Genomic DNA, 13,766 nt, shown 5'->3' on the forward strand with positions numbered 1-13,766 from the left:
GCTTATCGGCGGGGCTCTGGCAGCCCTGCATGGTCGAAAGTGACCGCCTTGATCAAGGCCCAGAGGTCACGCCCCGGGGCCAGGCCCAGCCGCTCCACGCTGTCCTGCGTGACGCGGGCGAGGATGATGGTGGGGCCGATGGCGAGGTGCAGGAACACCTCCCGCGCCTCGGCCGCCGGGGCGATGGCCACCAGCCGCACCGGCAGGATGTTGCGGGTGGAGATGTTGCGCGGTTCCTCCGTGGCCACCGCCACGTCGCGCGCGCGCAGGCGCAGGCGCATCACGCTGCCCGGGGCCTCCGGCCGCAGGCTGGTGACCAGTTCGCCGCCGGGAAAGCCGAGGCGCGTGATGCCGCCATGCGGGTCGTGCCCCAGCACGCAGACCGGCAGCAGCACGCCCGCATCGCGGCGCGCGGCCAGCGGCAGGTCGGTGCGGGCGGTCAGATCCTCCGGCCGGCCATGGGCCAGGATGCGGCCTTCGCGCAGCAGCACCAGGTGGTCGGCCAGCGCATCCACCTCATCCAGCGCGTGGGTCACGTACAGGATGGGCAGGCGCGCCGCGTCTCGCAGCCGGGCCAGGAAGGGCAGCACCTCCGCCCGCCTGCCGGAATCGAGGGCGGCCAGCGGCTCATCCATCAGCAGCAGGCGCGGGCGGGCCAGCAGGGCGCGGCCGAGTGCGACGCGCTGGCGCTCCCCGCCCGACAGCCCGGCCGGGCGGCGGCCCAGCAGATGGCCGATGCCGAGCAGCGCCACCACCTCCTCGAAAGCCGGGCCGGCCGCACCCCGGGGCGCGCGGCGCAGGCCGTAGCGCAGGTTGCTGTCCACCGACATGTGCGGGAACAGCCGGGCATCCTGGAAGACGGTGGCGCAGCGCCGGGCCTCGGGCGGCAGGGCGATGCGGGCGGCGGTGTCCAGCAGCACGGCGCCATCCAGCGCGACCCGCCCATGGTCCGGCCGCAGCAACCCGGCAACGGCGGCCAGCACGGTGCTCTTGCCGCAGCCGGAGGGCCCGAACAGCACCGTCACGCCCTCCGACGGCGCCTCGAAGGCCAGGTCCAGCGCGAAGCCGCCGGGAAAGGCATGTTGCAGCGCGACCGAGAGCATCAGCCCCGCCCCAGCAGGCGGTTCATGCGGCGCGCGATCAGCTCCGCCGCCAGCAGCCCGGTGATGGCCAGGATGAAGGAGACGAGGGCGAGCCGCGCCGCCGTGCCCTCGCCGCCCGGGGATTGCGTGGCGGCATAGATGGCCAGCGGCAGGGTCTGGGTCTCACCGGGGATGTTCGAGGCGAAGGTGATCACCGCGCCGAATTCCCCCAAGCCCGCCGCGAAGGCGGTGACGGCCCCGGCCAGGATGCCCGGGGTCATCAGCGGCAGGGTCACGGTCAGGAACACGTCCCACCGGCCGGCGCCCAGGGTGCGGGCGGCCTGTTCCAGGCCCAGATCCGCGTGCTCCAGCCCCAGCCGCACCGCGCGCACGATCAGCGGGAAGGACATGACGGCGGTGGCCAGCGCCGCGCCATCCGTGCTGAACACCAGCCGGATGCCGAACCAGTGCTGCAAGGGCGCGCCGATGGGCCCGCGCACGCCGAATAGCATCAGCAACCCCCAGCCCACCACCACGGGCGGCACCACCAGCGGCAGGTGCACCAGCGCATCCAGCAGCATCCGCCCGGGGAAGCGCCCGCGCACCAGCACCCAGGCGATGGCGATCGCCGGCACCAGGGAGACGGCGACCGACCGCAGCGCGACGATCAGGCTGAGCCTGACCGCCTGCCATTCCTCGGGGGAGAGGAAATCCAATGCCTTACTGCGCGAGGCGGAAGCCGAACCGTTCCCAGGTCGGCCGCGCCTCGGGCCCGGTCAGAAAGGCCAGGAAGGCGCGGGCCTGGGCATTGCCCTCCGCCCGGCGGGTGACGGCGAAGGGGTAGGTGACGGGGGTGTGGCTTTCGGCGGGGAAGGTGCCGACCACCCGCACGCCCTGGCTGATCGCGGCATCGGTGCCATAGACGATGCCATAGGGGGCCTCGCCGCGTTCCACCAGCAGCAGGGCGGAGCGCACGCTGTCCGCCCGGGCCAGGCGGGGGGCCAGGGCATCCCACTGGCCCATCCAGGTGAGCGCGGCCTGGGCATAGCGGCCCACGGGCACATGCGCCGGGTCGCCGGTGGCGATGCGGCCTTGGGGGCCGAGCAGCGCCACCAGATCGGTGCCGCGCGCCAGCGCCACGGGCCGGGCGGCGCCGGCCGGGGAGATCAGCACCAGGGAATTGCCGATGGGGCTGACGCGGGTGGCGTTCACCAGCAGGTTGCGTTCCTGCAGATAGTCGGCCCAGGGCTCGTCGGCCGAGATGAACAGGTCCGCCGGCGCGCCCTGTTCGATCTGCCGCGCGAGGCCGGAGGAGGCCGCGAAGGAGAAGCGCGGCGCCGGGTTGCCCTTCTGCTGCCAGGCCAGGCCGAGGGCGCGCAGCGCGTCCGTCAGGCTGGCGGCGGCGAAGACGGTCAGCTGCTCCTGCGCCTTGGCGGCGCCAGGGATGGCGAAGGCCAGCGCGCAGGCCAGCAAGGCGCGGCGGAAGATCATGGTGAGGTTCCCGGGCTCTATATTCCAAAAAATATAGCGACCCGGGCGACCCGCGTCCATCACCCCGGCATGACGCGCAGCCGGGCGAGCGGGGAGGCCGCGGACACCAGGAAGGAAGCGAGGAAGGCGCAGCCCGCCAGCGCGATGCCCGCCCCCGGCCCCCAGGCGGCCATGACCGCACCCGCCGACAGCGCGCCCAGCGGCCGCACGCCATAGATGGCCAGTTGCAGCGAGGCACCGACCCGGCCCAGCAACTCCGGCGGGGTCACGGCCTGGCGCAGGCTGACTTGGGCGATGGCCCATTGCATGGGGCCGAACCCCAGCAGGAACGCCGCCAGCGCCAGGGAGGCGGCACCCGGCGCGCCCAGCAGCAACGGGGCGGCCAGCACCGACACGCCCGGCCCGCCCAGCAGCACCAGCGCGGGCGCCGTGCCCCGCAGCAGCCAGGGCGCCGAGGCCGCCCCCAGCAGCATGCCCAGCCCATACCCCGCCTGCGCCGCACCCGTGCTGGCCGCCGACAGCCCCGCCACGTTCAGCGCATAGGGCACCACCGCCGCCAGCCAGGCGAAGAAGCCGAAATTCCAGCACAGGGCACAGCCGAACACCGCGCGCAGCAGCGGCTGGCGGGCGAGGAAACCCGCCCCCTCCTTCAAGCCTTGCAGGATGGGCGCGTGTCGGGCGGGCGGCGGGGGCAGGGCGGGCAGGCCGCGCGTGGCGAGCAGCGCGGCGACGGACCCCAGCGCCCCCAAACCCAGCGCCAGCACGCCCAGGCCGCGCGCCGCGCACCACCCGGCCAGGATGGGGGCCAACAAGGAGGCCCCGGCGCGCGCCAGTTCCAGCTTCGCATTAGCGCCCGCGAAACCCTCTCGCGCGGCCAGCACCGGCACAGTGGCCCCGGCCGCCAGCACGAAGATCACGGTGCCCAGGCTGGCCAGCAGCGCCGCCAGCCCCAGCGCCCCGGCGCCCAGCGGCAGGCCCAGCATCGCGGCCAATTGCCCGCCCAGCACCAGCCCCGCCGCCAGCAGCAGCACGCGGTGGCGCGGCCAGCGGTCCACCAGCACGCCCGCGGGCAGGGAGGCCAGCAGCCAGGCGAAGCCCGGCATGGCAACCAGCGCCGCGATGCCCGAAGGTTCCAGATGCAGGACCAGCCCGCCGATCAGCGGCAGGGCGGCGAGGAGAAGCTGGTCGGCGGCGTGGATGCCGGCGGCGGCGCGGATGAGATGATGCATGCCCGCAGGCATAGAGGGCCAGGCCAGGCCGCGCCTTCCGCCTGTTGCCTTGGCATCAGGCGGGGGGGCATCAGGTGCTGATATCCACCTTCGCCCCGCGCTCCTGCACCGTGGCGATCGGGGGCGGGCGCGTGGGCTCGGGCTTTTCGCGCGTGTGCTCGGCGAGTTCGGAGGCGCTCGCGGCCTCCAGAATCGTCGTCAGCGAGGCAATGGGCGCGCCCAGCGGGTAATACAGGCTGTGGCGCCCCATCATCTCGTCCGGGGAAATCTTGCCTGGGCTGATCCGCGGCAAGCTTGCCGGAAAGATCGGGCCCAGGGCAGGTGTGACCGAGGTCATATCCAGAAACCTTCCTTCAATCCCAAAATGCGGGACAAAGGTGAAGGCCCGGTTAATCCACCCGGATATTCGCGCTGCGGATCACCTCGCCATAGCGCGTGATTTCCTCGGCCACATAGGCGCCCAGCGCGTCGCGCGTCAGGGTGGAGGGCGTCATGCCGATTCCGGCCAGGCGCTGCTGGATCTCGGGGTCGGCCAGGGTGGCGCTGGTCTCGGCGGCCAGGCGGGCGACGATGGCGGGGTCGGTCCGCGCGGGGGCGAAAATGCCCTGCCACACTTCCAGGTTCACGCCCGCCAACCCCGGCTGGCTGCTGAGCGTGGGCACGCCCGGCAGCGCCGGATGCGGCGCGGCGGAGCTGACCGCATAGGCCTTCAGCTTGCCCTCCCGCACCAGCGGTGCGGTCAGGGTCACGGTCAGGATGGTCAGGTCCAGCCGCCCGCCCATCACATCGGTCGGGATCTGGGCAGAGACGCGATAGGGCACGTGCTCCAGCTTCGCGCCGGTGCGCTGGGCGATGATCTCACCCAGCAGGTGATGCGCGGTGCCGACGCCGGAGGTGGCATAGGTCAGCCCCTGGCCGCGCTTGGAGAGTTCGACCAGCGCCGCGAAATCGGCGGCCGGCAGGTCGGTGCGGCCCACCAGCGTCAGCGGCAGGGTGGCCAGCATGGCGACGGGGGCGAAATCCCGCACGGCGTCATAGCGCACGGCCTGCGGCGTCAGCACCGGAGAGATCGCCATGGTGCTTTCCACCGCCACGATCAGCGTGTGGCCATCGGGCGCGGCGCGGGCCACGCGCTCCACCCCGATGGTGCCGCCGGCGCCGGGCACGTTCTCGATCACCACATTCTGGCCCAGGCGGCGGCCGAGTTCCGGCGCCACCATGCGGGCCGCCGAATCGACATTGCCGCCGGCCGCGAAGGGCACAATCAGCGTGATGGGGCGGCTGGGCCAGGACTGCGCCCGGGCCAGGGAAGGCACCAAAGCGGGCAGGGCGAGCAACGAGCGGCGGGGCAGGGTCACGGCGCGGTATCCTTCAGCAGACGGTCAAAGGCGGCCAGATGCTCGGCCCGCCAGACGGATTTCTGCGCTTCCTCCACGAAGGCCCCCTCAATGCCGTTCAACAGGAAGCCGCGCAATGCCTCCGGCCCGAAACCGAAATCCCGGTGCATCATCGACCAGGCGCGGCTGGGGTCCACCAGATGCATGGTCGGGTCGTCGGTGTTCGGGTGGATGCGCAGGCCGAGGCCCGGCATGCGGCGGATCGGGTGCTCGGCGGCCCAGGATTCGCGGGGCAGGGTGCGCAGGTAGTAGCTGTTGGTGGGCACCACGGTAACGATCAGGTTCCGGTCCACGATCTCTCGGCACAGCTCCGGGTCGTCCACGGCGGTATAGGCGTGGTCCAGCCGGTCCACCCCCATCTGGTGGATGGCGATGCGGATATTGGCGGGCGGGCAGCCGAATTCCCCGGCATGGGCGGTGCGGCGCAACCCGTGCCGGCCCGCGAGCTGATAGGCCGGCACGAACAGCTCCGGCGGGCCCTTCACCTCATTGTAGTCGATGCCGATGCCGACCGCCACCGGGTCCGGCTCCTCGATCATCCATTCCACCAGGGCCATGGCGGCCTCGGGCGGGGCCTCGCGGTCGATGGAGGGGATCAGCAGGGCCGAGATGCCCAGGTCGCGCCTCGCATCCTCGAAGGCGGCCAGGATGCCGGAGCGCAGCCGGGCATATTCGGCGGCATTGCGGGCGCTGCCGGTGGGGTTCCAGAAGATTTCCGCATGCACCACCCCGTGGCGCGCATGGGCGGCGAGGTATTCATAGGTGATGCGGTGGAAGTCCTCGGGCTGTTGCAGCACCTCCGCTTCCAGGGCTCGGAAGGCGCGCAGCACGCCCACAGGCTTCTCCCCGCGGATGTAGAAGGCGGCGATCTCCTCGGCCGTGATGGCGGCGCCGCGCAGCCTTGCCAGGTCCTGGAAGGTCTCGCGGGCGATGGTGCCCAGCAGGTGATCGTGCAGCGCGAGTTTGGGGATCGCGCGGAAAAAAGCTTCGGTCAGCATGGGCCACCCTTGCGCGATGGCCGTTCCGGCGCAATGGCTGCGCGCATGAGCAAGGCTGAGCGGCCGGCCACGCGCCCGGCGAATCCCTGTTTCTCCTCCGGCCCCTGCGCGAAGCGCCCGGGCTGGTCCCTGTCCGCGCTGGAAGGCGCGCTGGTGGGCCGATCCCATCGCGCCGCCCCCGCCCGCGCGCGGCTGGCCGAGGTGATCGAGCGCACCCAATCCGTGCTGCGCATGCCCCAGGGCTGGCGGCTGGGCATCGTCCCCGCCTCCGACACCGGCGCGATCGAGATGGCGCTGTGGCACCTGCTGGGCCCGCGCGGCGTGCAGGTCGTGGCCTTCGAGAGCTTCGGCGATGCCTGGGCCAGCGACATCACCAAGCAGCTGCACATCCCGGCCCAGGTGCTGAAGGCGCCCTATGGCTCCATCCCGGACCTGTCGGCGCTGGACTGGTCCAACGACGTGGTCTTCACCTGGAACGGCACCACCAGCGGCGCCCGGGTGCCTAATGGCGACTGGATCCCGGCCGACCGCGAAGGGCTGGCGATCTGCGACGCCACCTCGGCCGCCTTCGCCATGGAGCTGGCCTGGGACAAGCTGGATGTCGTCACCTGGTCCTGGCAGAAGGTGCTGGGCGGTGAGGCCGCGCACGGCATGCTGGCGCTGAGCCCGCGCGCGGTGGAGCGGCTGGAAAGCCACACCCCCGCCTGGCCCATGCCCAAGATCTTCCGCCTGACCAGCGGCGGCAAGCTGATCGAGGGCATCTTCAAGGGCGACACCATCAACACCCCCAGCATGCTGTGCGTGGAGGATGCGCTGGACGGGCTGCGCTGGGCGGAAAGCGTGGGCGGGCTGGATGGGCTGATCGCCCGCAGCCGGGCCAATCTGGCCGCCGTGGAAGCGTGGGTCGGCAATGGCGGGCGCTGGCGCTTTCTGGCCGGGGACCCGGCGCTGCGCTCCAACACGTCGATCTGCATCGCACCCGACACCGCGGCGTTCCGCGCCCTGGCGCCCGAGGCCCAGGCGAAGCTGGCCAAGAAGCTGGCGGCCCTGCTGGAGGAAGAAGGCGTGGCGCTGGATGCGGGCGGCTACCGCGACGCGCCGCCCTCTCTGCGCATCTGGGGCGGGGCGACGGTGGAGACCAGCGATATCAAGGCATTGCTGCCTTGGCTTGACTGGGCACTTGAAGAAGTAGGCGGGTAAAGAATAAGGGGGGGCTCAAGGCCCCCCCGGCTCCCCCCTTGGGCCGTCAGGCCTGGGCGGGGATGATGCCCTTTTCGCCCAGCGTCTGCTGCAGCTCGCCGTCCTGGAACATCTCGGTCACGATGTCGCAGCCGCCGACGAACTCGCCGTTCACATACAGCTGCGGGATGGTCGGCCAGTTGGTGTAGGCCTTGATCCCTTCGCGGATCTCGTAGTCTTCCAGCACGTTCACGCCTTTGAACGGCACGCCCAGGTGGGACAGGATCTGCACCACGCGGGCGGAAAAGCCGCATTGCGGGAACACCGGGGTGCCCTTCATGAACAGCACCACCGGGGAGCTGTCGATTTCAGCCTTGATACGCTCGAAAGCCGGGTTCTCGGACATGTCTGGATTCCTCAGACGGAGGTGGATTCGGGAATGGCGGTCGTCAGGGCCAGGGCGTGCAGCACGCCGCCCATGCGGCCCTGAAGGGCGGCATAGACCAGCTGGTGCTGCTTCACCCGGGACAGGCCCCGGAACGCGTCACTGGTGACATGGGCGGCGTAATGATCGCCATCGCCGGCCAGGTCGGTGATGGTCACTTCGGCGTCGGGGAGTGCGGCCTTGATAAAGCCGCTGATCTCCTCGGGCTGCATCGGCAAGGCTCAGATCCCTTCCATCAGCTTCGGCAGCGCGGATTCATGCGCGTCCGTCAGTTCAGCGACAGATATGGAACCAATCCGGTCCAGTTCCAAGCTCTCTCCGCCGGAAACCCCCAGCTTTTGCGCAGGCACGCCGGCGGCCTGGGCCTCGGCCAGCAGGGCGGCGGCATCCGGCACGGCCAGGATGTAGCGGGCCTGGTCCTCACCGAACCAGAAACCATGGTCGCCCGAGGCGCTGATGACGGCGCCGATGCCGGAGGCCATGGCCATCTCGGCCAGCGCCACCAGCAGCCCGCCATCGGACAGGTCGTGGCAGGCCAGGACCTTACCGGCCAGGATTTGGGCGCGGACGAAATCGCCATTGCGGCGCTCGGCGGCCAGGTCCACGGGCGGGGGCGGGCCGGCCTCCTGGCCCGCGATGTCGCGCAGCCAGATCGACTGCCCCAGATGCCCGGCGGTCGCGCCGATCAGCACCAGTTCGGCCTTGGCGGGCATGGACAGGCCCACGGCGTTCGCCAGATCCTCGATCACGCCCACGCCGCCGATGGCGGGGGTGGGCAGGATCGGCTGGCCCTCGGTCTCGTTGTACAGCGAGACGTTGCCGCTCACGACCGGGAAGTCCAGCGCGGTGCAGGCGGCGGCCATGCCGCGCACGGCGGCGGCGAACTGGCCCATGATCCGCGGCTTCTCGGGGTTGCCGAAGTTCATGTTGTCCGTGATCGCCAGCGGCAGGGCGCCGGTCGCGGTGATGTTGCGCCATGCCTCGGCCACGGCCTGGGCACCGCCCGCCTCGGGGTCGGCCACCACATAGCGCGGGGTGCAGTCGGTGGTCATGGCCAGCGCGCGGCGCTTGCCTTCCACGCGCACCACGGCCGCGTCGGCCTGGCCGGGGCGCTTGCTGGTCTGGCCGCCCACCTGGGCGTCGTACTGATCCCAGATCCAGCGGCGGCTGCACAGGTCGGGGCTGGCGACCAGCGTCTTCAGCGCCGGGATGATGCCCACGGGGTCGGCCACCGGGGGCAGCGGGGGCTGCTTGGGGGTTTCCTCGGTGGGGCGGTGGTACAGGGGCGCTTCGGATTCCAGCGGCGCCAGCAGAATGTCCGCCTCGATCTGGCCCTTGTGGCGGATCACGATGCGGCCGGTATCGGTCAGATGGCCGATGACGGCGAAATCCAGCTCCCATTTGTGGAAGATCGCCTCGGCCACGGCCTCGCGGCCCGGCTTCAGGATCAGCAGCATGCGCTCCTGGCTCTCGGAGAGCATCATCTCATAGGCGGACATGCCTTCCTCGCGCTGGGGCACATCGTCCAGCACCAGTTCCACGCCCATGCCGCCCTTGCCCGCCATCTCGACGCCCGAGGAGGTGAGGCCAGCGGCGCCCATGTCCTGGATCGCGACGATCGCATCGGTGGCCATCAGCTCCAGGCAGGCCTCGATCAGCAGCTTCTCGGCGAACGGGTCGCCGATCTGCACGGTCGGGCGCTTTTCCTCGCTGTCCTTGTCGAACTCGGCCGAGGACATGGTGGCACCATGGATGCCGTCGCGCCCGGTCTTGGAGCCGACATAGACCACCGGGTTGCCCACGCCGCTGGCGGCGGCGGTGAAGATGCGGTCGGCGGGGGCGATGCCCACCGTCATCGCGTTCACCAGCGGGTTGCCGTTATAGGCGGGGTGGAAGTTCACCTCGCCGCCCACGGTCGGCACGCCCACGCAATTGCCATAGCCGCCGATGCCGCGGACCACGCCATCCAGGATGCGGCGGGTGCGGGGCAGCTTCGGGTCGCCGAAGCGCAGCGCGTTCAGGTTGGCCACCGGGCGGGCACCCATGGTGAACACATCGCGCAGGATGCCGCCCACGCCGGTCGCGGCACCCGAATAGGGCTCGATGAAGGACGGGTGGTTGTGGCTTTCCATCTTGAAGACGGCGGCCAGGCCTTCACCGATGTCGATCACGCCCGCGTTCTCGCCCGGGCCCTGGATCACCCAGGGCGCCTTGGTCGGCAGCTGCTTCAGCCACACGCGGGAGGATTTGTAGGAGCAATGCTCCGACCACATGACGGAGAAGATGCCGAGCTCCGTCAGGGTCGGCTGGCGGCCCAGGATGGCGAGCGCGCGCTCGAACTCATCGGGCTTCAGGCCGAACTGGGCGGCAAGCTGGCTGGCGCGGTCGGCGGGCAAGAGTTCCATGGGCGCTCCGGGCATTTACGGCAGGGGCCGGTTAGCAGAGTTTTCCGCGCCGCGAGAGGGGGTGGCGGCGCATGCCCCGCATGGGCACACGGCGTGGCAACGGACGTGGCAAGGATTTGTTATGCCTCGTGGCCAGAAGATGGGCGGATGGGGGCCGAACTGCAACTCATCCTGATCCTGCTGGCCTTCCTGGTGGGGGTGGCGCTGGTGGCCGACGCCCAGGTGCCGCTGGTGGATGCCCAGGGGCGCGTCATCACCCTGGCCGGCGGCGAGGAAGGCGACCGGCTGAGCGAAGTCGCCCGGCTGCGCATGCGCGTGAAGGCGCTGGAGGGCGAGGTGATGGAGCTGGAAGCCCTGTACCGCGCCGCCGCCCGCCAGCGCGACGCGGCGCGGGAGCGCAACCTGCAACTGGCAGGGCTGGCCCATGCCGGAACAGCGGTGAAGCAGATCAAGCACGCCTTCGCCTGGCGCTTCCACCCCGACCGCGTGCGCGGAACCCTGGTGGAAAAGCGCGTGAAGGCCGAGATCTTCACCGAATTCTGGGCCGAGATCGAACGCATCGAGCGCGGGGCCTATACTTCCACCACCACGTAATCGGCCTCGACACTCACGGGGAAGGTTTCGGCCTGCAGCGCCTCGCCCTTCTCCACGCAGGCGGGGAAGGCGCGCACCTTCATCCGCCGCGGGTCGAAGCGCGACCGGCCGGTGCGGATGTCGAATTCCCAGGCATGCCAGGGGCAGCGGATGATCTCGCCCTCGCGGCCATAGCTGTATTCGCCAGGGCAGGGGCTCTCGACCAGGCCCATGGTGGGGCCCTTCGACAGCGGGCCGCCCTGATGCGGGCAGCGGTCGGCCAGGGCGAAGAACTCGCCCTCCAGGTTGAACAGCACGATGCGGCGGCCATCCAACTCCACCAGTCGGCGGTCGCCGGGGGCGATCTCGGCCACGGGGGCCACGATGTGGCGGGCCATCAGAAGCCGTACACCCGGCGGGCATTGGCGCCGAAGATGGCCGCGCGGTGCGCCTCAGGGATATGGGTGGGGATGGCGGTGCGCGGGTCGTCGAAATCCCAGTGCGGATAGTCGCTGGCGTAGAGAATCCGGTCCCAGCCGATCCAGTCCATGCAATCGAGCAATTGTTCCGGGCGGGGCGGTTCCTCGATGGGCTGGGTGCTGACCCAGATGTGCTCGCGGATCTGTTCCGAGGGCAGGCGCTTCAGATGCGGCAATTCGTGGCGCAGGCTGGGGAAGTGCTTGTCCAGCCGCCACGCCACACTGGGCAGCCAGCCGAAACCGCATTCGATCAGCACGATTTTCAGGCCGGGGAAGCGCTCCAGCGCGCCCTCCAGCACCAAGGAATTGACCAGGGACTGGCAGGAGGTCGCGTGCTCGCTCACTTCCTCGATATAGAAGCTGGGCCAGCCGCCATTGGTCATCGCCCAGCCGGAATAGCCGAAGGCGTGGATGCCGATGGGCAGGCCGACTTCCTGCGCTGCCTCGAAGATCGGCCAGTATTTCGGATTGCCCAGCGGGTGGCTGGTGCGGCTCATCAATAGCACCTGGCAGAAGCGCGGGTCGCCGCCGCGCAGGCGGATCTCGCGCGCCGAGGCCTCCGGGTCCTCATACGGCACGACGACGGAGGCGCGCAGCCGGTCGTCCCCGGCCACCCAGCGGTGCAGCTGCCATTCATTCACCGCGAAGGCCATGGCGGCGGAAAAGGCGTTGTTCTGGTCGCCCTGGCCCGAGGGCTGCAACGGGTTCAGCACCCCCACATCCACCCCGTGGAAATCCAGGTGCTGGCGGGCCATGAAGGCCGGGTCGCTGGCGGGCACGCCGCCCTCCGGCGTCCAGGCATCCTTACGGCAGGCCAGCGGCATCGCCTTGAAATAGGGCGGGCCCTTGCTGAAGCCGTGGCGCGGCCGCATGCCATAGGTGTGCAGGCGGTCGCGCATCTCCTGGCTCAGCCAGGGGTCGTAGTCGTGCAGGGAGGTCGGGCGCGGATGGATGTCCACGTCGATCAAGCCTTGCGTGGCGGCGAGCGGCCGGCCGGGCGCGGCCTGGGGGCGGATCACGTTCATGGCAGGGCCTCCTGCGACAGGCGGGAATAGGTGGCGCGGGCGTTCTCGATGCAGATCTTGCGGGCGAGGTCCGGCCCGATGCCGGGCGGCAGGCGGGGCGGGCCGTCGAACTGCCAGTGCGGCCAGTCGCTGGACCACAGCAGCATCTCGTCGCTGCCCAGATGGTCCATCAGGCGCTGCACCGTCTCGGCATCGTCGGGTGCGTCGAAGGGCTGGATGGAGAGGCGGACATTCTCGCGCACGATCTCCAGCGGCGAGCGTTGCAGCCAGGGCACCTCGAAGCGCACGCCCTTCCAGGTTTTCGACAAGCGCCACAGGAAGGCCGGCAGCCAGGACACGCCGCTTTCCAGCAGCACCACCTTCAGCGTCGGGAATTTCTGGAAGGTACCCTCGGTGATCAGAGACGCCAGGGTGGACTGGAAGGCCTGCTGGTTGGCCGCGTAATCCTCCGCGTACCAGCTGGGCCAGCCAAGCGAGGTGACCGGGTTGCGGTAGGTGCTGCCGGCATGGATGGCCAGCGGCAGGTCATGGCGCACCAGCGCCTCGAAGATCGGCCAGTTGTGGCGGCGGCCGAGCGGGGTTTCGCCCATCACCAGCACCATGGCCTGCACGAAGCGCGGGTCGGGGGCCAGGCGCTCGATCTCGGCCACCGCGTGTTCGGGGTTGAACATGGGCAGCACGATGGAGGCCGCGAGGCGCGGGTCCCGGTCCAGCCATTCCGCGCGCGTCCAGTCGTTCAGCGCGGCGGTGAAGGCCTGGGCCATGTCCTCATTGAAGACGAGCTGCACGCCATACAACGGCGTGATGATGCCGCGCGCGATGCCCCAGGGGTCCAGCACCTGGTCGCGCAATTGCCCGATGGTGGCGGCGGGCGGGCCCGCGGCCGGGCGCCAATCGGCGCGCACGGTCTTGGGGGAGTTGGGTGGGAAGGCCTGGGTGTCGAAACCCTCCATGCCGCGCTGCGCGATCTGGTCGCGCCACAACGGGGGAAGGTAGGGCACCAGGGCCTGCAGCCCGGGCACCATCGGGTGCAGGTCGGCGTCTATCGCGCCTTGAAGCCAATTCATGGGTCACGTTCCTCTTGGCCCTGAGCTTGGCATGGGCGGAACGGGACGGAAAGAACTTAGCCGCCGGTCAGCACCGTGGGGAAACCGGAGACGATGACACCGCCATGGCTGGTCATGTCACCGATGCGGGCGGCGGGCAGCTTTTCGATCAGCACCGTCATGGAGCCCTTCACGATCGGGTCCGGGATCAGGGGCACGCACATGGACAGGTCCGTGACGCGCGCCGCCGGCAGCTTGCCCACCAGCACCGTGACGGCGCAGGGCGGCGCGATGGGCCCGCCCACATGCGGCACGGGGCCCGAGAACATCAGGCAGACGTGCATGTCCGTCACGCGCGCTTGGGGAGGGCCGGCCATGTCTCAGGGTCGCCTTTCCTGGCTGGGGAGGGGGCGGGAA

16 protein-coding genes are annotated in these 13,766 nt (G+C 70.5%); 2 read left to right on the forward strand and 14 right to left on the reverse strand.

Features of this window, described 5'->3' with window-relative positions:
- Positions 1–2: 2 nt before the first annotated feature.
- From modC to GT007_RS05485, 7 genes are all read right to left on the reverse strand, one after another.
- The gene (gene modC, locus GT007_RS05455) at positions 3–1,103 is read right to left on the reverse strand and encodes a molybdenum ABC transporter ATP-binding protein (RefSeq protein WP_160120572.1); all 1,101 of its coding nucleotides are present in this window, start codon (positions 1,101–1,103) and stop codon (positions 3–5) included.
- Positions 1,103–1,798 (reverse strand): molybdate ABC transporter permease subunit, encoded by a 696-nt coding sequence (modB, locus tag GT007_RS05460; RefSeq protein WP_160120573.1) that lies wholly within the window; start codon positions 1,796–1,798, stop codon positions 1,103–1,105. Before modB ends, modC begins: the two co-directional genes overlap by 1 nt.
- A 4-nt stretch (positions 1,799–1,802) precedes the next feature.
- Complete coding sequence (modA, locus tag GT007_RS05465; RefSeq protein ID WP_160120574.1) at positions 1,803–2,573, reverse strand: molybdate ABC transporter substrate-binding protein; 771 nt, start codon at positions 2,571–2,573, stop codon at positions 1,803–1,805.
- 59 nt (positions 2,574–2,632) lie between these two features.
- On the reverse strand, positions 2,633–3,802 hold the full coding sequence (locus tag GT007_RS05470; RefSeq protein ID WP_160120575.1) for an MFS transporter: 1,170 nt from the start codon (positions 3,800–3,802) through the stop codon (positions 2,633–2,635).
- A gap of 70 nt (positions 3,803–3,872) precedes the next feature.
- A complete protein-coding gene (locus GT007_RS05475) occupies positions 3,873–4,094 on the reverse strand; it encodes a hypothetical protein (protein ID WP_160120576.1) in 222 nt (73 codons plus the stop codon).
- A 97-nt stretch (positions 4,095–4,191) separates the two neighbouring features.
- Positions 4,192–5,160: a Bug family tripartite tricarboxylate transporter substrate binding protein gene (locus GT007_RS05480; RefSeq protein WP_160120577.1), complete on the reverse strand. Its 969-nt coding sequence runs from the start codon at positions 5,158–5,160 to the stop codon at positions 4,192–4,194.
- Positions 5,157–6,197, reverse strand: coding sequence for an adenosine deaminase family protein (locus tag GT007_RS05485; protein WP_160120578.1), 1,041 nt, complete (start codon positions 6,195–6,197; stop codon positions 5,157–5,159). Before GT007_RS05485 ends, GT007_RS05480 begins: the two co-directional genes overlap by 4 nt.
- Before the next feature lie 45 nt (positions 6,198–6,242).
- Here GT007_RS05485 and GT007_RS05490 point away from each other — a divergent pair, with 45 nt between their 5' ends.
- Complete coding sequence (locus tag GT007_RS05490; RefSeq protein WP_160120579.1) at positions 6,243–7,397, forward strand: phosphoserine transaminase; 1,155 nt, start codon at positions 6,243–6,245, stop codon at positions 7,395–7,397.
- Positions 7,398–7,443: 46 nt separating this feature from the next.
- Here GT007_RS05490 and grxD read toward each other — a convergent pair whose 3' ends face one another.
- The 3 genes from grxD to purL are packed head-to-tail and all read right to left on the reverse strand — an operon-like array spanning position 7,444 to position 10,226.
- The gene (grxD, locus tag GT007_RS05495; protein ID WP_160120580.1) at positions 7,444–7,782 is read right to left on the reverse strand and encodes a Grx4 family monothiol glutaredoxin; all 339 of its coding nucleotides are present in this window, start codon (positions 7,780–7,782) and stop codon (positions 7,444–7,446) included.
- Between the two features lie 11 nt (positions 7,783–7,793).
- Positions 7,794–8,033, reverse strand: a complete 240-nt coding sequence (locus tag GT007_RS05500) for a BolA family protein (RefSeq protein ID WP_160120744.1) — start codon at positions 8,031–8,033, stop codon at positions 7,794–7,796.
- A gap of 9 nt (positions 8,034–8,042) precedes the next feature.
- Positions 8,043–10,226: a phosphoribosylformylglycinamidine synthase subunit PurL gene (gene purL, locus GT007_RS05505; RefSeq protein ID WP_160120581.1), complete on the reverse strand. Its 2,184-nt coding sequence runs from the start codon at positions 10,224–10,226 to the stop codon at positions 8,043–8,045.
- Between the two features lie 147 nt (positions 10,227–10,373).
- On the opposite strand from purL, the gene GT007_RS05510 reads away from it, so the two are divergent.
- The gene (locus GT007_RS05510; protein WP_160120582.1) at positions 10,374–10,820 is read left to right on the forward strand and encodes a hypothetical protein; all 447 of its coding nucleotides are present in this window, start codon (positions 10,374–10,376) and stop codon (positions 10,818–10,820) included.
- Here the strand turns inward: GT007_RS05510 and GT007_RS05515 are convergent.
- The 4 genes from GT007_RS05515 to GT007_RS05530 are packed head-to-tail and all read right to left on the reverse strand — an operon-like array spanning position 10,799 to position 13,726.
- Positions 10,799–11,197 (reverse strand): Rieske (2Fe-2S) protein, encoded by a 399-nt coding sequence (locus tag GT007_RS05515; RefSeq protein WP_160120583.1) that lies wholly within the window; start codon positions 11,195–11,197, stop codon positions 10,799–10,801. The two genes, GT007_RS05510 and GT007_RS05515, sit on opposite strands and share 22 nt — an antisense overlap.
- Entirely contained in the window at positions 11,197–12,303 is a 1,107-nt protein-coding gene (locus GT007_RS05520) for an amidohydrolase family protein (protein ID WP_160120584.1), read from the reverse strand. The genes GT007_RS05515 and GT007_RS05520 overlap by 1 nt, the downstream gene beginning before the upstream one ends.
- On the reverse strand, positions 12,300–13,370 hold the full coding sequence (locus GT007_RS05525; RefSeq protein WP_160120585.1) for an amidohydrolase family protein: 1,071 nt from the start codon (positions 13,368–13,370) through the stop codon (positions 12,300–12,302). Before GT007_RS05525 ends, GT007_RS05520 begins: the two co-directional genes overlap by 4 nt.
- 56 nt (positions 13,371–13,426) lie before the next feature.
- Positions 13,427–13,726 carry a PAAR domain-containing protein gene (locus tag GT007_RS05530; protein ID WP_160120586.1) on the reverse strand — a complete coding sequence of 100 codons (300 nt, stop codon included), beginning with the start codon at positions 13,724–13,726 and terminating at the stop codon, positions 13,427–13,429.
- Between the last annotated feature and the right edge of the window lie 40 nt (positions 13,727–13,766).

It is taken from the genome of Rhodovarius lipocyclicus (genome assembly GCF_009900765.1).
Lineage (GTDB): Bacteria > Pseudomonadota > Alphaproteobacteria > Acetobacterales > Acetobacteraceae > Rhodovarius > Rhodovarius lipocyclicus.

What these genes read in the sequence shown, in the direction of transcription:
- GT007_RS05510 (WP_160120582.1), top strand. Translation starts at nt 10,374, where the DNA reads ATGGGGGCCGAACTGCAACTCATCCTGATCCTGCTGGCCTTCCTGGTG.
- GT007_RS05490 (WP_160120579.1), top strand. Translation starts at nt 6,243, where the DNA reads ATGAGCAAGGCTGAGCGGCCGGCCACGCGCCCGGCGAATCCCTGTTTC.
- GT007_RS05485 (WP_160120578.1), bottom strand. Translation starts at nt 6,197, where the DNA reads ATGCTGACCGAAGCTTTTTTCCGCGCGATCCCCAAACTCGCGCTGCAC.
- GT007_RS05500 (WP_160120744.1), bottom strand. Translation starts at nt 8,033, where the DNA reads ATGCAGCCCGAGGAGATCAGCGGCTTTATCAAGGCCGCACTCCCCGAC.
- GT007_RS05530 (WP_160120586.1), bottom strand. Translation starts at nt 13,726, where the DNA reads ATGGCCGGCCCTCCCCAAGCGCGCGTGACGGACATGCACGTCTGCCTG.
- modA (WP_160120574.1), bottom strand. Translation starts at nt 2,573, where the DNA reads ATGATCTTCCGCCGCGCCTTGCTGGCCTGCGCGCTGGCCTTCGCCATC.
- modC (WP_160120572.1), bottom strand. Translation starts at nt 1,103, where the DNA reads ATGCTCTCGGTCGCGCTGCAACATGCCTTTCCCGGCGGCTTCGCGCTG.
- GT007_RS05520 (WP_160120584.1), bottom strand. Translation starts at nt 12,303, where the DNA reads ATGAACGTGATCCGCCCCCAGGCCGCGCCCGGCCGGCCGCTCGCCGCC.
- purL (WP_160120581.1), bottom strand. Translation starts at nt 10,226, where the DNA reads ATGGAACTCTTGCCCGCCGACCGCGCCAGCCAGCTTGCCGCCCAGTTC.
- GT007_RS05525 (WP_160120585.1), bottom strand. Translation starts at nt 13,370, where the DNA reads ATGAATTGGCTTCAAGGCGCGATAGACGCCGACCTGCACCCGATGGTG.
- grxD (WP_160120580.1), bottom strand. Translation starts at nt 7,782, where the DNA reads ATGTCCGAGAACCCGGCTTTCGAGCGTATCAAGGCTGAAATCGACAGC.
- GT007_RS05515 (WP_160120583.1), bottom strand. Translation starts at nt 11,197, where the DNA reads ATGGCCCGCCACATCGTGGCCCCCGTGGCCGAGATCGCCCCCGGCGAC.
- GT007_RS05470 (WP_160120575.1), bottom strand. Translation starts at nt 3,802, where the DNA reads ATGCATCATCTCATCCGCGCCGCCGCCGGCATCCACGCCGCCGACCAG.